The organism is Pseudomonas sp. IT-P2, from assembly GCF_949767575.1.
Classification (GTDB): Bacteria; Pseudomonadota; Gammaproteobacteria; order Pseudomonadales; family Pseudomonadaceae; genus Aquipseudomonas; species Aquipseudomonas pharyngis.
Map to the genome: position 1 here is coordinate 77,587 of NZ_CATKQA010000009.1, position 17,416 is coordinate 95,002.

Genomic DNA, 17,416 nt, shown 5'->3' on the forward strand with positions numbered 1-17,416 from the left:
ACGAGTCATCGCGCGGCCAAGGGCCAGCGCGGCCGGACATCAACAGGGCGGTCATGAGGCGCTCCAGCGCAGGGCAAACAGGGTCTGTCCCGGCAGCTCGAAACGCACGCGGCCGTCCTGACAGCGAAAAGGCGCGTCGCGGCTGCGGTTGTCGGCGCCGAAGTAGCGCAGCGCGCCGTTGTTCAATGGGCATTTCGCGCCCGCGAGGTCGACATGCTGCAAGCGCGTGCCTTTGTTTACACCGAGCAGCCCGCGCTGATCGTCGCCGGCCATCGCCAGCACATCGACTTCGAACGCGTCGTTCTCCAGCCGCAGCACTTGATGCAGCCAGTGTTGCTGGATGAACTGCTGGGCCAGGCCCACCGGTTTCAACTCGAAGCGGTCATCGCCCAGCACCCGCAACATGCCTTTGGGGTACTGCGGCTCATCGGCGGCCTGAAACCAGTTGAGCATGGTCAGCAAACCGTCCTGGGAGGCGTTGATCACCACCGAGGCCCACCACAGCGAGGTGAAATGGGTTTCCTGATCGTAGGGGCTCAGGCTCGAGCCGCTGGACAGGTTGGTCTGGTCCAGCAACAAGGCTTTGCGCGGCTGGCCCTTGGCATCGAGGCCGACCAGATCGGCAGCGCGGCGCACGCTGTCGCGGTACACGCGAGTGGCGAGCAGGTCGCGAATCATCCATTCGTGCCAGGCCAGCGCATCGACCTGATCGGCTGATTCACTCAGCAGGCGCCGGGCCCAGTCGATGCCACGCTTATTCGCTGCGTTGTCAGCGAATGGCCCGTTGACCAATCGCGAACTGGCCGGCATCGCGATGCGCACGCCGGCCTTGGCATTGGCCGGATCGCTGCGCACTTGCCGGGCCATGCTGGTGAAGATCGAACGGTATTGCTCGTAGCTCGAATAATTCAGGTTGGGCTCGTCGGCGAACCCGATGTAGTGCGTGCCTTTGCCGCCCAGCGCACGGGTGCCGGCGAGCCAGGCGTCGAGGCCGTTGTTGCTTTGCACGTCGGCGCGCAGATCGGCCTGACGCTGACTGCCGGCGAGCAAGGTGATGTCCTGACGAATGCCGAAACGATCCTGATAGACCTGGCGAAATGCATCTTCGAAGTGCGGTTGTCTCGCCGTCACGTCGACGAAACTGTAGTAACTGGCGGCCGTCGGTTTCAGCGCATCGAGCACCGGATGGCTGGCGGGCGGCGGCATCACGTAGGGCAGGGCGATGCCCAGATCCGGGGTGCGGCCGAGGACTTTGTCGTGCAGGGTCAGGCGCGTCTGGCCGTCGTCCAAGCGCAGCGGTTTGAGCTGTTGCGGGGTCTGTGCGAACAGATTGGCCGTGCCGTCGAGCCAGAATGCCGCTTTGCCGCAGCCTTGCAGACGCAGGCGCCAGACCTGTTCGCGTTCGCTGACCGGCAACGCCAGCTGATCGAATTGCCAATAGGCGCGATAGGGTTTCAGCGCCAGTGTCAGGTACTGCCCGTCGCCGACCCGCTGCGCTTGCAGGGCGCTGACCCCGCCGTGAAACTTGCCCGCCAATATCGCGTGCTCACCGGCGGCGACCTTGAAATACAGTTCATCGCCATTACGGGTTTCTGCACTGAAATGCACCTTGGCCGGGGCAAACAGCGCCACGGTGGTTGCGTCGTGTTCGACCCGGTAACTGCGGAAGCTGTAGCCGGGGATCTCCAGCTGATAACTCGCGGCGCCCGGCGCCAGCGGCCAGCTCTGGCTGCCACGGGTTTCACTGGCCTTGATGAAGCGCTCGCCCTGCAATTGGCCCCGGCCGTCGAGCAGGTAAATGTGCTCTTCGTTGGCCTCGGCCTGCCACGCCGGCGCCCAGCGCACGGTCACCGTGTCGGGGCGATCCGCTTGCAGGTACAGACTGCCGTCGCGAATGTCGCCCCAACGCATAGACGCCGCGAAGGCGTCCAGCGACAGGCCGAGACCGAGCAGCAGGGCCAGGCCTTTCATGCCGATTTCCGTTGTAAGAAGCGACGCTGCAACATCAGCCACATCGGCGTGAGGTCGCTGGGCAGAATGATCAGGGTTTGCCAGAACGCCACGCCGCTCAATCGGCAGTACAACACCAGCATCGCCACGGTCACCGCCAGATAGGCAATCGATGACGCCGCCGCTGCGCCGACGATGCCATAGGCCGGAATCAGCAGCAGATTCAGCGCAAGGTTGAGCAGCGCGCCAAGCCCCATCATCAACGACACCGTGCCGGGACGGTTCTTGCCGATCAGGTCCAGGCGCAGGATGCTCGCGTAGCACAGGCCCAGCAGCCCCGGCAGTAACGCCAGCAGCGCCGGATACGCCGGCTGGTAGGCGACGCCGAACAGGGTGACGATCAGCCATTCGCCGATCACGGCCATGGTCAGGCAGGCGCCGAGCATCACCGTGGCGGTCAGACGCAGCGCGAGCGGGGTGACCTTGTCCATGCCTTCGTCCTGTTGCAGCAGGCGTTTCATCAGCGGCGTGGTCACCGCTTCCGGGACGATCAGCAGCAACTCGGCGGCGGCGCTGGCCATCGCGTAATGCCCGAGGGCGGTGCTGCCGAGCAGGGCGCCGATGAACAGGTAATCGGAACGCAGGATCACCTGCTGGAACAGCAGATCCGGATGGCTGCGCGCACTGAAGCGCAGCAGTTCGTTCTGGCTGGCGCGATCCCATTGCAGTTGCAACGGCTGGGCGCGTTTGAGCCACAGCCAGCCTACCAGCACTACGAGGCTGATGCCGGCCAGCCAACTGATCAGCGCCGCTTCCAGGGCCGCTTCTTTCCACATCCAGAACAGCGCAAGAAACAGCAGCAGCGGCGCCAAAGATTCCACCAGTCGCAAGGCATTGAACGCGACCACACCGCCGGACGCATTGTGCAAGGTCAGCAGACCGCTTTTGAGCACGGTCAACGGCACCGCGAGCAGCAACAGCCACGCCAGCAGACCGAGTTGCAGGGTCACGTCCAGTTCACTGCCGAACTCGCGCACCAGCGCCACCACCAGCAAGGTCAACAGACCCGCCAGCAAACAACCGAACACCAGCACCTGAGCCAGTAGCAAACCCATCGGCCGCTGCTTGGCGGCCTGATAACCGACCGCCGAATTCAACCCGCCGCTGGTGGCGGCGCTGATCAGATCGGGCAGGGTGCTGAGCAGGGCGAACAGGCCCCGTTCGCTGGGGCCGAGAATCCGCGCCAGCAGCACATTCCTCAGCAGGCGCAGGGCGATCATCGCCAGTTTGGCGCCCATGCTCAGCGCCAGATGCTTGAGGTAACTGCTTCGACTCATGGTCGCGCCCCGCGATAGATCCGCCACGACAGCAGTTGCGGATTGCGCGCGGTGCGCTGGCTGACGCCGAAGCGTGGCAGGTTCAGCGGATCGCCAGTGCCGCGATAGATGCCGCTGCCAGTGCCGAGGGCGAACGGGTAATCGTGATGGGCGATCTGTTCGCGCACCCGCTCGTCGTTGTCGCCGTTGGGGTAGCAATACACCGGCAGCGGCCGGTTGCAGCCATTGAGCAGGGCATCGCGGCTGCGGCTGATTTCTTCGCCCAGGCGCACATCGTCAAGGCCGGTGAGGATGGCGTGACTGGCGCCGTGGGGGCCGAAACGCACCAGACCGGAAGACTCCATTGCCCGCACCTGATGCCAGTCCAGTGCCTGTGGTTGCGACTCTTGCGGGCACTCGTCGGTCAGGCGTTCAAGCATCATCGGGTCAAGCGCTTTGAGCCCTTGCAGGTAATGCAACAGGGTCAGACTGCGCCGATCCACGTCGATGTCGTCCAGCAGCACCGGCACGGGATGGTGGATCGACTGCAAATATTCGATCAGGTGCATGCGCGGCTTTTCGCCATGGCTGCCCCACAGGGTTTCGCCGATGCTTTCCCACCAGAAGCGCTGGCGGCTGCCGATGAAATCGGTGGAGAGAAAAATGCTCGCCGGCACCTGATGTTTCTGCAGCAGCGGGAAGGCGTTGGCGGCGTTGTCGCGCCAGCCGTCGTCGAAGGTCAATGCCACTTGCGGACGCTCGGTGCGCAAGGCATTGGGTTGCAGGATCTCCATCAGCGGCACGCAATCGAAATGCTTGCGCAGCCACACCAGCAAGTGTTCGAAGGCCTTGGGCCCGACGCACAGTTCGTTGCGGTGCGGCAGGTCGGCGGCGCGGTCGTTGGACAGCACCCGGTGGAGCATCAGGATCACGCCGGCGCCGTGCAGCTGGTTGCGCCCCACGGACGAGTTGAGATAGAGCCAGCCGCTGGTGCGTTTAATCAGTTGCTTGATCGCCATGGCTCGATCCCTCTCAACGGTTTTGGTCAGGGTTCCATTGGGCATAACGCTGGCCGCGCAGGAACTGCCACAGGCCGATGCTCATGCCCGCCAGTGTCACCAGCAGGAATGCCGCAAGGCGGAACGGCTTGGGCAAGCGGTGTTGCGAATCCAGCAGGCCGGCAATCGCGATGGCATAGCCGACCACTTGCGCGATCAGGCTCAGGCGATAGAAACCGTGCTCTTGCCACAGCCAGAAATTGCTCAGCAGCAGCGGCAGCAACAGGATCGGCGCCAGACGGCGAATCAACTTGTGGCTGATCAACGCAATCGAATACAGCCCGTGCTTGAACGGATTGAGCAGCTCGCTGCGTTGCGCCAGGCTTTGCAGGCCGCCGACGGTGACCCGCTGGCGCCGGCGGAATTGCTTGTCGGCTTCGTCCACGCCGTGGTCGATCACTTGCGCTTCGGGCACGTAGACGATGCGTTTGAATTTGACCGGTGCGCAGGTGCTGATGAAGAAGTCGTCGTTGACCTCCGCCGGCACGTTCTCGAACAGTTCCCGGCGCAAGGCCAGCAGCGCGCCGTCGGCGGAGACCATGCAGCCGGTACGGTTCTCGACCCGGCGCAACCAGCCCTCGTAGTGCCGATAAAGGCTGTCGCCGACGCTCAAGCCGCCGCCGGTGACCGGAATCACCATGTGCCCGGCGCAGGCGCCGACCTGCGGATCGCTCAGGGGCGCCAGCAGGTAGCCGAGGGTTTCCCGCGACCATTGGTTGTCAGCGTCGGTGAACACCAGAATGTCGCCCGTGGCCAAAGCCGTACCGGCATTCAGCGTGGCGGCCTTGCCCTGGCGGGGCAGGTCGAGCACGGTGATTCGCGGGTCGACGACCTTGCGTGCACAAGCCACGGTGTCGTCAGTGGAACCGTCGCTGGCCAGGATGATTTGCAGGGTCGCCGGCTGATAATCCTGGGACAGCAGCGAGCGCAGCTTGTGTTCGATGTGCCGCGCCTCGTTATGGGCGGCGATGACGATGCTGACGTTCAGCGGCGGTGCCGGGCTATGGCGCCACGCCGGAAACAGCGGAGCGAGCAGTGTCAGCAGCAGCGGGTAGCCGACATAGGCGTAGGCCGGCAGCAGCAGGCACATCCAGAAAATGAATTCAGCCACGGGCAGGCCTCCTGGCGTTCCAATGACACAGACTGAGAATGAACGCGGCGCCCGCCAGGTGCAGGCGCAGCCAGTGCAGGCCCCACAGTTGCAGGGTCAGGCAGACGTTGTGGTGCTTGGCGCTCTGACGCACGCTGAGCACCAGCCCCGGCACCAGCGTCAGCATCACCATGATCGCGGCGTGATGGGGAAAGCCGTCGAGCAGCGCGGAGATCGCCAGGAAATCCAGAACCCAGACGAAGATCGACAGCATCGGAAACCGCAACAGGCGCAGGCTGAAACCATGGCTGCGCAGCAGTTGCAGGTGACTGCCCTGGCGCCACAGTTCCTTGCCCATCCACTCGCGCCAGTTCATTTCGTAACCCCAGTGCAGCGCGACGTTCTCATTGATCGACAGCAGTCGGGCGCCGTGCTCGCGCAGGCGCAGGGTGAATTCCTTGTCTTCGCCGGTGCGCAGGGTTTCGTTGAAACCGCCGACCTTGTCGAACCAGCGCTTGCGCATCAACAGGTTGGCACTGGGCAGCCAGTCGACGACATGGCTGGTATGTGTGGTCGGGCGTAAGGTGCGGCGCTGCCAGGCAGTGGCGTACCACGGCGCGGCGGCGGGGGTGTGCAGGTCGAGACCGAAGACATCGGCCTGGCCACTGGCTTCGATGTCGAACAATGGGCGCAGCCAGTCTTCCGGCATTTCGATGTCGGCATCGATGAACGCCAGCCATTCCCCGGTGGCGATGGCGGTGCCACGATTGCGCAACGCGCCGATCAGCAGGCCTGGCATCACCAGTACGTGGGCGCCGAACTGCCGGGCGATCTGCGGCCCTTCGTCACTCGATCCATTGTCGACGACAATCAGTTCACACTCGACATTCGCCGCGTGCGCCGCTTTTTGCGCGGCCAGCAAGGTGCGGCCAATGTGTCGGGCCTCGTTGTACATCGGAATGACGATACTGATCCGGCTCATGTCCTGCTCTCCGTCAGCGGTGCCTGCTCGGCTTTGAGGCGCAGAACGCTGGTCATGGCGAGCATGATCCACACGTATTTCTGGTTCGGCGCGCTGAGGAACATCAGGAACAGCGTCAGCGACAGAAAACTCACCCCCAGATGGGTCATCAGATCCGCCTGTTGCCAGTCATGCCGCAACATCCACGCCTTGCGCGCCCGCATCAGGTTGTACAGACCCAGCGCGAGCATGCCGACGAACATCAGGCCGGCAGGAACCCCCAGCTCACTGAAGATTTCCAGGTAGGTGTTATGCGCCCGGCGATACAGGTCGCCGATCTTGCGGTTGGCGGAAAACGCCTTGGCGTAACCGGTGGTGGCGTAGTGCAGCGGGAAAGTGCCGGGGCCGGAGCCGAGCAGCGGGTTCTCGCGGATCATCTGGCCACCGACCACGATGTACGAGGCGCGGCGGCCGAGGGATTCATCGTTGTGCCCTTTGGCGCCTGCGCTCAATACGCTGAGGGACTGGATGCGCGCGATGTAACCGGCGGGCATTGCGTAGATCGCCAGCGGAATCACGATCGCCGCACCGAGCATGGCAAAGCCGAGGTGACGCGGACGAATCCGTGCCAGTTGCGCGCGGTAGTGCCAGCAACCGATCACCAGACTCAAGGCCAGCACCACCAGCCCGGAGCGCGATTCGGTCTTGGTCATGCCGCCGAGCAACAGCAGGCAGCAACCGCCCCAGAACAGACGATGCAACAGGTTCGGGCTGCGGATGACAAGCAATAGCCCCAGCGGAATGGCGAAGGCGATGAGCAGGGCGAAGGCGTTGGGGTCTTCGAGCAGGCCGGCGGCGCGGCCCTGATCCTGGAATTTGCTGGAGAACATGGCCATGGCGCAGGTCGTGCTGACGGCCAGGGTCACCAGCCGGGCGAACAGGTCGAGGTTCAGCTCGCGGCCGATCAGCAGGGTGATGACAAACAGAATCAGGCCGACGCTGATTTCCCGCAGATGACCGAGCGACATGCCCATGTCATCGGTGTTGAGCAGGCTCAGAAAGTACAGAACCATGAAGGCGATCAGAAAACGCCAGATATTGCTGCGCAGGCGATCCGAGGGAATCTGGTGCATCGCCAGTTGCAGCATCAGGATCACCGCCAGCGAAGCGCCGATCAGTTTGCTGCCCGACAGTGAACTGTCCTTGAAGAAACCCTCGAACGGCACCAGGGCGACGATGCCGAGCAGGCCCCAGGTCGGTTTGCGGTAAAGCACTGCGAATCCGACCAGGCCGATGACTGCGCCCGGCGCCAGATAGGGCCAGGGGCTGGCCAGCAGAGCGATGCAGGCCAGACCCAGCAGACTGACGATCGAGAGTGGGAAAATCATGCGCGTGCCTCCCGTGCCGTGCGGATGTACAGCTGCGACCAGCGTTCGGCCAGGGCCTTGAGGTCGTAGCGGTCCTGTTGCGTGCGTTTTGCGTTGTCGCGCAGTTGCCGCGCGAGGCCAGGCTCGGACAGCAACGTGTCGAGCTGGCGGGCGAGGGCGGCGCTGTCGGTGGGGGCCGCAAGCAAACCGTTGTGGCGATGCTCCAGCACGTCGGGAATCCCGCCGACGCCGAACGCCACCACCGGCACCCCGGCCTGCATCGCTTCCAGCAGAATCATCGGCGTGCCTTCGGTGCGCGAGCTGATCACCAGCGCATCGAGTTGTTGCCACCAGGGGCGCATGTCGGTCTGGTAACCCGGCAGGCGGATGCGCTGCTGCAATCCGGCGGCGTCGATCCTTGCCTGCAAGTCTTCGCGTTCCGGGCCGTCGCCGAGCATCACCGCGTCGAGTTGCGGGTGCTGATGACACAGCGGGATCAGCGCGTCGAGAAACAGATCCGGGCCTTTCTCACTGCTCAAACGCCCGACGTAACCGGCGAGCCAGCGTGGTCCTGGCGCATCGCAAGGCAGGGCGGCCGCTGCCGGCAATCCGTTGGGGATCACCTGCAATTTCTCCGCGCGTACGCTGGCCTGACGGTGCAACACCGCGATGCTTTCGGCGACACACACCACCCGATCCACCGACGCCGTGCGGCACAGTTGCAGGCTCAGCCAGGTGTAGAACTTCTGCTTGCGGCTGCGCGGGGTGAAGCCGTGTTGAGTGATCACCAGCGGCAGGCGCAACAGCGTGGCGCCGACCCAGCCGAACAACAGGCCTTTGAAATTGTGGGTGTTGATCAATGGCCGTTCACCGCGCCGCTGACGCAAGTGCCGCAACAGGGCACCGAGCCCTGCGCAGCCTTTTGCATCGACGCCGGCCTCGCGAAAGCGCGCGATCAATTCCGGCGGCGCATCGAGGAACAGCACCTGGTGCTGCCCCGGCGTCGCCAGGCAATGATCGAGCAACATCCGCTCGGCCCCATAGAAGCCACCGCTGCTGAGCAAATGCATGATCGGCAGGGCGGCGTTCGGGGTGGCGGACGTGTTCAATTGCGTACCCAGTGCACGAAGCTCGGCACGGTCCAGTTCTTGTGCGGGTTGCTCGGTTGCGCGTTCTGGTCGTTGATCACCAGCAGCACCGGCAGGCCCAGCTCGTGGCTGATTTGCGCCGGATGTTTGAAGCGGTGATCGAAGAACTCACGCACGTAGACCAGTGCAATCGCCAGCAACAGACCGGTGAACAACCCGAACGGAATGATCAGCATCGGTTTGGGAAACGCCGCTTCGGTCGGCTCGAACGGCGGGCTCAACACCCGGGCGTTGGACAGGTCATCGCTCAGCGAGCGGGTGGTGCTGCTTTCGGCAAAACGTTGGGCGTAGGTCGAGAACGCGGCGTGCAGGGCATCGATCTCGGTATCCATCTGCCGCAGCTTGCTCTGGGTTTGCTGCAGCTCGCGGATACGGTTCTTGAACTCAGCGATGCGCGCGGTTTTCTGATCGATCACCTGCTGGACCACCGCCAGATCGTTGGTGCGTTCCTGGATACGGTTGCTCACCACCTTGAGGAACTGCTGGCGAGTGCGGGCAATCTGCTCGCGGGTCAGCAACATCGGTTCACTGCTGGGCTGGAACACCGCCAGATCGTTCATGTAGCGGCTGACCTGGGTGGTCAGTTGCTCGCCCATCTGTTTGATTTCCCGGTCCTCGAACGCCACGTTGTCGACCGTGGTGGTGAAGGTGTAGGGGAAGGTGTAGTCGTTAAGTTTGCTGTTACTGGCGGCGGCCAGCGCGGTCTTCAGGTACTCGAGCCAGCGCTGGCTTTGCAGCAGGCGGTCGCGATACAGGTTCAGCGCCTGCTCTTCGGTGTTGATCGCGTTGAGGCGGAAGGTGATTTCCTCCTTCGGATCCGACGCACCGACACTTTCCAGCAACGCCTGGCGATTGCCTTCCAATCCATCGAGACTCACCTGATACAGGTGTTTCTTGGTTTCGTAGAACGATTGCGGCAGGTCGATCGATTGCAGCGCCTGACGGCTCACCAGATAGTTTTGCAACAGGGCAGAGACGAAGGTCGTGCCTTGATGCGGATCGGGGAAGCTGTAGATGATCGAGATCACGTTGGAGCCAGGCAGGGTCTCGATTTTCAGGCTGTCTATCGCATCCTGGGTCAGCGCATCGAGCGCGGTGTCGCGCACCGGATCGGTCTCAAGCCCCAGGGTGTTGCGCACGGGGTTGATCACGTACTGGCGCAGCGGCGAACTGATGTAGCGCTTGAACGGCTCGCTCACCAGCTTGTTGAACATCCCGGGCGACGGGGTGTATTCGCCCTTGTCGCGCAGTTCGCTGATGGTCTGACGGATCAGCGCCGGCGAACGCAGGATGTTGCTCTCGGTTTCCATGTCCGCCAGCGACGGCGGGATGAAGGTGGCGTTGTCCACAGTGAGCGACGTGGTGGCGTCGCCCTGTGAAAGTTTTTTCGACTGCACGATCACCTGAGCGGTGATATCGAAGGTCTGCTTGAGCAGCAGCGGCAGCACCAGCGCGATCACTGCAAAGATCAGGAAGACCCGTTTCACCAGTTGCTTGTTGGCGAAGAAGATCCTGAAGAACTCATGCAGGTAATTTTCCTTTGGATTCATGATCGGTCACCTGAGAGTCAGTTGTTGTTGCTGTCTTTGTTGTCGACGCGGTAGCCGAAGCTGAAGCCCACACCCTGGAACAGCACCACGTCGGCCAGTTGCCGGGCGAGTTCGCCGGCGCTGGCCAGTTTGGTTTTCGGCACGTACAGCATGTCATCCGGTTGCAGGTAGGCGATTTGCGGCGCCTCGCCCGACAATGCTTTCTCGACGTCGTAGCGCACGGCCTGCACCTGATTGCCGTTGCGGCGCATGATCACCACCGAATCGAGCCGCGCTTTGACGTTGGTGCCGCGCGCCAGGGTCAGCGCCTCAAGCACCGACACCGGCCGGCGAATCGGGTAGGAACCCGGCTGGCCGACTTCACCCAGCACATAGATTTCGTTGCCGGCGGTGGACTTGAGCAGCACGTCCACGGTCATGCGGCCCGGCAGTTGCGCGTACTTTTTGTTGAGGAAGGCTTCGAGCTGGTTGACGGTCATGCCTTGCAGCGGCACCGCGCCGATTTCCGGGAAGCTCGCGTAGCCGTCGGTGCCGACGGTGATCTCGCGGCTCATGCCGGTGGCCGGGTGGTTGAGGGCGCTTTTCAGGTTCTGCTCGTTGGTCAGCGGGCTGATGATCTGCACTGTCAACTGATTGCGGTTGGGCTGGAACAACTGTTTGCGTTGATAGGCGCGCTGGATTTCCTGGCGCGCTTCTTCACTGGTCAGCCCGGCGATTTTCACCGAGGTGTTGGCGCCCGGCAGTTCGATGGTGCCGTCCGGCAGCACCAACTGGTTGCCATTGAGCTGGCTGGCAGCGGTGAAGTTAAGGCCGATCTGGTCCCCCGACTGCACGCGATAAGCGTCCGAGCCGCTGGTGCTGATGTGGAAGATCACGTCCAGCACATCCTGCGGGCGCAGGGTCTGCTCGACCTTCGGCATGTCGGTGGCCTGGGCGTTGGCCGGGGTGGCGGTGAGAATATTCACCGGCATGTTCTGGGTTTCGGAGGTGCTCGAGCAGCCTGCAAGCGGCAGCATCAGCAGCACAAGAATCCTGGCGTTCATGGCGTCATCCTTTGCGGTTGCTTACAGGTTTTTGTAGAGCCATTTAGGCATGTAGTACTTGCGTCGGTTGAACACGCTGCCGACCACTTTCGCCCCGGCCTGGGTCAACCGCTGGACCGCCGCCTGGGCAACTTCCCAGCGAGTGTCTTCGGCGCGTACCACGAACACCACGCCGTCGACCTGGGTGCTGATGACCAGCGTGTCGGCCGCCGAATACACCGCGTCGCCGTCGATCACCACAAAGCGGTACTGGCTGCCCAGTTGATCGAGCAACGGGCTCAGACGCTCGGCGGTCAGGTGTTCCAGGGTGCGGATCGGCCGGCCGTTGGGCAGCACGTGGAATGGCAGGCTCGACACCTGCACCACGCAGTCTTGCAACAGCGGCGGGTTGTCCGGGTTGAACAACAGGTCGCGCAGGCCGCGCTCCTTGCTCAGGTTCAGTTGCTGGGTCAGGTTGCTCGCCGACTGGCTGGCGTCGACGTACAGCACCTGGCCGCTGCTCATCTGCGCCAGTTGACTGGCCATGGCCAGGGCGCTGGTGGTGGTGCCGGCGCCGGGGTTGGCGGCGGTCAGGAACAGGATCCGCAGATCCAGGTCCAGCACGGTCGAGGTCAGGTTCGACTCGCTGGGGCTGGCGATGCTCAGGCTTTTGTTGGTTGAACCGTCCATTAGCTTGCTCCGTGGCCGCTGAATACTTTGAAGGGGGTTTTCAACAGAATCTTCAGATCAAGCAGTAGGCTCTGCTCGGCGATATAGCTGAGGTCCAACTCAACGCGCTGGTCGAAGTCGATATTGCTGCGTCCGGAGATCTGCCACAGGCCGGTCATGCCGGGGTAGATCGCCAGACGCGCGAGGTGACTGTCCTTGTAGCGGTAGGTGTTGAACGAGGTCGGACGAGGGCCGACCAGGCGCATGTCGCCGGTCACTACATTGATGAGGTTGGGAAGCTCGTCGAGGCTGGTGCGCCGCAGGAAGCCGCCGATCCCGGTGATGCGCGGGTCCTGGTCGATCTTGAAGTCGATGGCGTCGGCACCGTGCTTGTTCAGGTGGCGCAACGACTCCTTGAGCTCTTCGGCGTTGGCGACCATGGTCCGGAACTTGTACATGCCGAACTTGCGGCCGCGATAGCCGGTGCGTTTCTGCACGAACATTACCGGGCCTTTGCTGGTGAACTTGATGGCCAGCGCCAGACCGATCAGCAGCGGCGAAATCATCAGCAGAATCATCAGGGCGCCGAGACAGGCGACCACCCGATTGGTGCGCGACAGTTGCCACGGCCGGCCACCTTCTCGACCGGTCATCCAGCCCTGGCCCTGGCGGTGGATTGCCGCGTCGAGGCGCATTCGCTGTTCCGGATCCATGCGTTTGTCACGCACCAGTTGTTGGATCGGTATACCTTTCTCAAGTCCAGTCATGGAGTCCTCCGCTGATGTTCAGCCGCGAACGGCGCGTGGGCGATAGGCAGTGGGGTAGTAATCGCGGAACCAGGCGACAAACCGCCCCAGTCCCTCATCCAGCTCTATCCGGGGCTGAAACCCGGTGGCCTGGGCCAGGTCGCTGGCCTCGGCGCAGGTATTGAGTACGTCGCCCGGTTGCAGCGGCAGCAGATCGACCACGGCTTTCTGGCCGAGGTGTTTTTCCAGCAGGGCGAGGTAGGTTTTCAGCGCCACCGGGTGCTGGCCGCCGATGTTGAACAAGCGCCACGGCGCCATGCTGCTGGCCGGGTCGGGTTGTTCGCGGTTCCACTCGGGATTGGCCCGGGGTGCCCGCTCGATCAGGCGTGCGATGCTTTCGATGATGTCGTCGATGTAGGTGAAATCGCGCTGATGCTCGCCGTAGTTGAACAGCTTCAGCGGCGAGCCTTCGCTGATGGCCTTGGCGAACTGGATCGGCGACATGTCCGGCCGGCCCCACGGCCCGTAGACCGTGAAAAAGCGCAGCCCGGTGCAAGCGATGCCGAACAGATGGCTGTAGCTGTGGGCCATCAATTCATTGGCTTTCTTGGTCGCGGCGTACAGCGACAGCGGGTGATTGACGCCGTCCTGCACCGAATACGGTGTGCGCTGGTTGGCGCCGTACACCGAACTGGACGAGGCGTAGATAAGGTGCTCGACCGGGTACTGGCGGCAGCATTCCAGGATGTTGAGGAAACCATCGAGGTTGCTGTGCAGATAGGCCCGTGGATTTTCCAGCGAATAGCGCACCCCGGCCTGCGCCGCGAGGTGCACCACCACTTGTGGTCGTTCACTGCTGAACAGTGCTTGCAGCGCCGACGCGTCGGCCAGATCAATCGTGGCAAGCTGGAAATCTCCAATTTGCTTGCGCACCCAGTCCACCCGATCGTGCTTGAGCTGGGGATCGTAGTAGCCGTTGAAATTGTCCAGGCCGATCACCTGATGCCCGTCGCGCACCAGCCGCAGCACGCAATGAGCACCAATGAACCCGGCCGCACCGGTGACGAGGATTTTCATGGCCGCAACCCGTCAGGCGCGATGTGGCGCAGACCGATGCCGCTGTAGTGCAGGCCGGCGGCCGCCACTTGTTCCGGGTTGTAGAGGTTGCGTCCGTCGATGATGACTTTGGAACGCAGCTTGCTGGCCAGCAGCTCGAAATCCACCACGCGGAAATTCTTCCATTCGGTGCAGATCACCAGTGCGTCGGCATCCTCGAGGGTGTCGTCGCGGGTGGCGCACAGGTGCAGGTCATTGCGGTAACCGTAAATGCGCCGGCACTCGGACATCGCTTCCGGATCGTAGGCCTGCACGCTGGCGCCTTCGGCCCACAGCGCCTCCATCAGATAACGGCTCGGGGCTTCGCGCATGTCATCGGTGTTCGGCTTGAACGCCAGGCCCCAGATCGCGATGGACTTGCCGGCCAGGCCTTGAGGGAATTGCACCCTGAGTTTGCTGAACAGAATGTGCCGTTGCGCGTCATTGACGTCGGTGACGCTGCGCAGCAGTTTCAATGGCATGCCGTTGTGTTCGGCGGTGTGCAGCAGGGCGCGCAGGTCCTTGGGAAAGCACGAGCCACCGAAGCCGCAGCCCGGGTAGATGAAGTGATAGCCGATGCGCGGGTCGGAGCCGATGCCCTTGCGCACCGCTTCGATGTCGGCGCCGAGCAGTTCGGTGAGGTTGGCCAGTTCGTTCATGAAGCTGATGCGGGTGGCGAGCATCGCGTTGGCCGCGTACTTGGTCAGCTCGGCGCTGCGGTTGTCCATGAACATCAGTTTTTCGTGGTTGCGGCAGAACGGCGCGTACAGCTCGCTCATCTGCTCGCGGGCCAGGTCGTCGCGAGTGCCGACGATGATCCGGTCCGGCCGCATGCAGTCGGCGAGGGCGCTGCCTTCTTTGAGAAATTCCGGGTTGGACACCACCCGCACTGCCAGAGCGCTTTTGCCGCGCCGTTGCAGTTCTTCTTCGGCGGTGTGCAGCACCTGATCGGCCGTGCCGACCGGCACCGTGGATTTGATGATCAACGTGCGATCGTCTTCCATGAAGCTTGCGATCTGCCGCGCCACGTTGAGCACATGGCTGAGGTCGGCGGAGCCGTCTTCGTCGGCCGGCGTACCCACGGCGATGAAGATCAGTTCGGCGTGTTCCACCGCATCGCTGGCCTGGGTGCTGAACAATAAACGCCCGGCCTTGATGTTTTCTTCCAAAGTTGCCGAAAGACCCGGTTCGCTAATAGGCGGTACCGCCTGTTGCAGTTGTTTAATCTTGTTCGGGTCAATATCGACGCACAATACGCGATGTCCGACATCGGCAAGTGCGGCTGCTTGTATCAGGCCAACATAGCCCGTACCAAATACGCTCACGTCCATATTGGCGTGCCTCGTAAGACGGTGATGGAAGATTGAAAATGGAACTGTCAAAAGGGGTATAGCGCAGCGTGGGAAAAGCGTGTCAGCAAAATGACATGTTGCAAGGGTATAACACCCCCATTTTTGGGGGCGAAAGGCCATCAAGTGCTTGCTGTAGCTGGATTTGTCCCGTTCTTGACGTGTTCGAAGAAAACGATAAACGGTCGTAGGCCACGTATTACAAGGGTTTTAACGACTTGGGTGTGTCAGATTTGAGTCAACGTTTTTTTGACGCTTTTTGATTATGTCCGACATTTCTTGCGCTTTAATGGCCCGGTGCTAGTGTCAGATTTTGACCGACAAACCCTTGACAACCTCTCGTCGGACGCACTCCGGAATTGCCATGTTTCGATATCTGAAAGAACTGCTTTTAATTATTTATCTATTGCTTTATTCCGAATATTACCTTGACCGTTTAAATGCGATGGGTATTGGTTTGGCAGTACTTCTTTTTGGCGCGATGTTTTTGACGCTGACTTTCGCATTATTACTGACAGCCTATATACGTCAGACTTTCATTCGGCATTTGTTCGCATTAACCCTGTTTGTTTCGGCGGTGTTCTTCGATGTTTACACGAGGGTCACCGCCGATTACCTGACCTACAGCAGTTTTGTCTCACTGGTGTACTCCGGCGGCTTCATCCAGGAAGCGGCGTATCAGTACCGGGGGGCGATCATCCACGGGCTGCTCAACGGGTTGTTGCTGTTGTTCGGGATCGGTCTCAAGCCCCGGCACACGATCCCGGTGCCCAACGCCTTGCGGATCGCTGCGCCGTTGTGCGGTGTATTGCTGCTCAGCGCCGTGTTGTTCGTGCGGGCCGGCGAGGGCGCGCGCGGGTTGCCGATCATGTACACGCCGCTGGCCTATCTGAACCTGTTCGGCTACGAAGCGCTGCACAACACCGTCGGCCCGCGTGAGCCGGTGACCCTGGCGCGCAATGGTCCTGCGGTCGGCCACGACATCGTGCTGATCATCGACGAGAGCATTTCCGGCAATTACCTGGACATCAACGCGCCGTTCGGCGTGCACAGCAACCTCAAGCAGGCCCGTCCCGGCGTCGAGATCTTCAACTACGGCTACGCGGCGTCCATCGCCAATTGCAGCGCCGACACCAACATCACCCTGCGCTACGGCGGCACCCGCGCCGACTACATGCGGATCAACAGCACGCTGCCGTCGATCTGGCAGTACGCGAAAAAGGCCGGCCTGCGCACGGTCTACATCGACGCTCAGCGCACCGGCGGCAACCTGCAGAACCTGATGAACGATGCCGAGAAAAAGGACATCGACGAATTCGTGCAATTCGACCAGACCAGCGTGCGCGACCGCGACATGGCTGCCGCCGCCAAGCTGATCGAACTGCTCAACGACGGTAAACCGCAGCTGGTGCTGATCAACAAGGTCGGCGCGCATTTTCCGGTACACGACAAATACCCGGACGCCTTCATGGCCTACCGCCCGACCTTGCCCCGCGGGCAGTTCACGGAAGTGGCCGACACCGGTGAACGCACCGGCTTCAACGGCCAGCCGGATGACTGGGTGCTGTATCGCAATGCCTACAAAAACACGGTGCTGTGGAATGTCGGTGAGTTCTTCTCGCGGGTGTTTGCCCAGGCCAATCTGAACAACGCGCTGCTGATCTACACCTCCGACCACGGCCAGGATTTGCACGAACGCGGCAATCCCGGGCTCAACACTCACTGCGGCGGCGACCCGGTGGAGGAAGAAGGGCTGGTGCCGCTGGTAGTGATTCAGGGCGATCAGTTGCAGACTCTCGACTGGTCGGCGCAACTGGCGGCGAACAAGGATCGCTCCAGTCACTACAACATCTTCCCGACCCTGTTGCAGTTGATGGGCTACGACCTGCCGGGAATCGAAGCGGTATACGGCAAACCGCTGAGCGTGGCGACGGCGGATGAATTCACCTTCAACTACCGCTTCAACGCGCGGCTGGGGGCCAAACCCGAGTGGAAGCACATCGACCTGAACAGCATCGTCACGCCGGGTGAAGCGCCGACGAGTGTGGCGGTGGGTCAGTAACGCGTCGGTATCCGCTATCCTTGGCCGACACGG

Annotated in this window: 14 protein-coding genes; 1 reads left to right on the top strand and 13 read right to left on the bottom strand. The window is 62.2% G+C overall.

Annotated elements, in window-relative coordinates:
• Nucleotides 1-51 precede the first annotated feature (51 nt).
• Genes ACM6JM_RS06290 through ACM6JM_RS06350 form a run of 13 tightly spaced genes read right to left on the bottom strand, consistent with a single transcriptional unit; the run spans nucleotide 52 to nucleotide 15,303 of the window.
• Nucleotides 52-1,971, bottom strand: a complete 1,920-nt coding sequence (locus tag ACM6JM_RS06290) for a hypothetical protein (protein WP_414881481.1) — start codon at nucleotides 1,969-1,971, stop codon at nucleotides 52-54.
• Entirely contained in the window at nucleotides 1,968-3,287 is a 1,320-nt protein-coding gene (locus ACM6JM_RS06295; RefSeq protein ID WP_414881482.1) for a lipopolysaccharide biosynthesis protein, read from the bottom strand. The genes ACM6JM_RS06290 and ACM6JM_RS06295 overlap by 4 nt, the downstream gene beginning before the upstream one ends.
• Nucleotides 3,284-4,285 carry a polysaccharide deacetylase family protein gene (locus ACM6JM_RS06300; RefSeq protein ID WP_210710350.1) on the bottom strand — a complete coding sequence of 334 codons (1,002 nt, stop codon included), beginning with the start codon at nucleotides 4,283-4,285 and terminating at the stop codon, nucleotides 3,284-3,286. The genes ACM6JM_RS06295 and ACM6JM_RS06300 overlap by 4 nt, the downstream gene beginning before the upstream one ends.
• 13 nt (nucleotides 4,286-4,298) lie before the next feature.
• Nucleotides 4,299-5,435, bottom strand: coding sequence for a glycosyltransferase (locus ACM6JM_RS06305; protein WP_414881483.1), 1,137 nt, complete (start codon nucleotides 5,433-5,435; stop codon nucleotides 4,299-4,301).
• On the bottom strand, nucleotides 5,428-6,396 hold the full coding sequence (locus tag ACM6JM_RS06310) for a glycosyltransferase (protein WP_414881484.1): 969 nt from the start codon (nucleotides 6,394-6,396) through the stop codon (nucleotides 5,428-5,430). Before ACM6JM_RS06310 ends, ACM6JM_RS06305 begins: the two co-directional genes overlap by 8 nt.
• The gene (locus ACM6JM_RS06315) at nucleotides 6,393-7,763 is read right to left on the bottom strand and encodes an O-antigen ligase family protein (RefSeq protein ID WP_414881485.1); all 1,371 of its coding nucleotides are present in this window, start codon (nucleotides 7,761-7,763) and stop codon (nucleotides 6,393-6,395) included. The genes ACM6JM_RS06310 and ACM6JM_RS06315 overlap by 4 nt, the downstream gene beginning before the upstream one ends.
• On the bottom strand, nucleotides 7,760-8,812 hold the full coding sequence (locus tag ACM6JM_RS06320) for a glycosyltransferase family 4 protein (protein WP_414881495.1): 1,053 nt from the start codon (nucleotides 8,810-8,812) through the stop codon (nucleotides 7,760-7,762). Before ACM6JM_RS06320 ends, ACM6JM_RS06315 begins: the two co-directional genes overlap by 4 nt.
• 35 nt (nucleotides 8,813-8,847) lie before the next feature.
• On the bottom strand, nucleotides 8,848-10,440 hold the full coding sequence (locus tag ACM6JM_RS06325) for a GumC family protein (RefSeq protein WP_074687754.1): 1,593 nt from the start codon (nucleotides 10,438-10,440) through the stop codon (nucleotides 8,848-8,850).
• Between the two features lie 17 nt (nucleotides 10,441-10,457).
• Nucleotides 10,458-11,483: a polysaccharide biosynthesis/export family protein gene (locus ACM6JM_RS06330; RefSeq protein WP_064378938.1), complete on the bottom strand. Its 1,026-nt coding sequence runs from the start codon at nucleotides 11,481-11,483 to the stop codon at nucleotides 10,458-10,460.
• Nucleotides 11,484-11,504: 21 nt separating this feature from the next.
• Nucleotides 11,505-12,152, bottom strand: coding sequence for a CpsD/CapB family tyrosine-protein kinase (locus ACM6JM_RS06335; RefSeq protein ID WP_039767764.1), 648 nt, complete (start codon nucleotides 12,150-12,152; stop codon nucleotides 11,505-11,507).
• Entirely contained in the window at nucleotides 12,152-12,898 is a 747-nt protein-coding gene (locus tag ACM6JM_RS06340; RefSeq protein WP_039767766.1) for a sugar transferase, read from the bottom strand. The genes ACM6JM_RS06335 and ACM6JM_RS06340 overlap by 1 nt, the downstream gene beginning before the upstream one ends.
• 18 nt (nucleotides 12,899-12,916) lie before the next feature.
• Nucleotides 12,917-13,954 (bottom strand): NAD-dependent epimerase, encoded by a 1,038-nt coding sequence (locus ACM6JM_RS06345; protein ID WP_074687755.1) that lies wholly within the window; start codon nucleotides 13,952-13,954, stop codon nucleotides 12,917-12,919.
• Nucleotides 13,951-15,303 carry a UDP-glucose dehydrogenase family protein gene (locus tag ACM6JM_RS06350; protein ID WP_103387247.1) on the bottom strand — a complete coding sequence of 451 codons (1,353 nt, stop codon included), beginning with the start codon at nucleotides 15,301-15,303 and terminating at the stop codon, nucleotides 13,951-13,953. Before ACM6JM_RS06350 ends, ACM6JM_RS06345 begins: the two co-directional genes overlap by 4 nt.
• 382 nt (nucleotides 15,304-15,685) lie before the next feature.
• Here ACM6JM_RS06350 and ACM6JM_RS06355 point away from each other — a divergent pair, with 382 nt between their 5' ends.
• Nucleotides 15,686-17,383 (top strand): sulfatase-like hydrolase/transferase, encoded by a 1,698-nt coding sequence (locus ACM6JM_RS06355; protein ID WP_039767772.1) that lies wholly within the window; start codon nucleotides 15,686-15,688, stop codon nucleotides 17,381-17,383.
• Nucleotides 17,384-17,416 lie beyond the last annotated feature (33 nt).

Excerpts from the sequence above, each read along its gene's own strand:
- ACM6JM_RS06355 (WP_039767772.1), top strand. The coding sequence starts at position 15,686 with ATGTTTCGATATCTGAAAGAACTGCTTTTAATTATTTATCTATTGCTT.
- ACM6JM_RS06300 (WP_210710350.1), bottom strand. The coding sequence starts at position 4,285 with ATGGCGATCAAGCAACTGATTAAACGCACCAGCGGCTGGCTCTATCTC.
- ACM6JM_RS06295 (WP_414881482.1), bottom strand. The coding sequence starts at position 3,287 with ATGAGTCGAAGCAGTTACCTCAAGCATCTGGCGCTGAGCATGGGCGCC.
- ACM6JM_RS06315 (WP_414881485.1), bottom strand. The coding sequence starts at position 7,763 with ATGATTTTCCCACTCTCGATCGTCAGTCTGCTGGGTCTGGCCTGCATC.
- ACM6JM_RS06330 (WP_064378938.1), bottom strand. The coding sequence starts at position 11,483 with ATGAACGCCAGGATTCTTGTGCTGCTGATGCTGCCGCTTGCAGGCTGC.
- ACM6JM_RS06335 (WP_039767764.1), bottom strand. The coding sequence starts at position 12,152 with ATGGACGGTTCAACCAACAAAAGCCTGAGCATCGCCAGCCCCAGCGAG.
- ACM6JM_RS06325 (WP_074687754.1), bottom strand. The coding sequence starts at position 10,440 with ATGAATCCAAAGGAAAATTACCTGCATGAGTTCTTCAGGATCTTCTTC.
- ACM6JM_RS06345 (WP_074687755.1), bottom strand. The coding sequence starts at position 13,954 with ATGAAAATCCTCGTCACCGGTGCGGCCGGGTTCATTGGTGCTCATTGC.
- ACM6JM_RS06340 (WP_039767766.1), bottom strand. The coding sequence starts at position 12,898 with ATGACTGGACTTGAGAAAGGTATACCGATCCAACAACTGGTGCGTGAC.
- ACM6JM_RS06310 (WP_414881484.1), bottom strand. The coding sequence starts at position 6,396 with ATGAGCCGGATCAGTATCGTCATTCCGATGTACAACGAGGCCCGACAC.
- ACM6JM_RS06320 (WP_414881495.1), bottom strand. The coding sequence starts at position 8,812 with ATGCATTTGCTCAGCAGCGGTGGCTTCTATGGGGCCGAGCGGATGTTG.
- ACM6JM_RS06350 (WP_103387247.1), bottom strand. The coding sequence starts at position 15,303 with ATGGACGTGAGCGTATTTGGTACGGGCTATGTTGGCCTGATACAAGCA.
- ACM6JM_RS06290 (WP_414881481.1), bottom strand. The coding sequence starts at position 1,971 with ATGAAAGGCCTGGCCCTGCTGCTCGGTCTCGGCCTGTCGCTGGACGCC.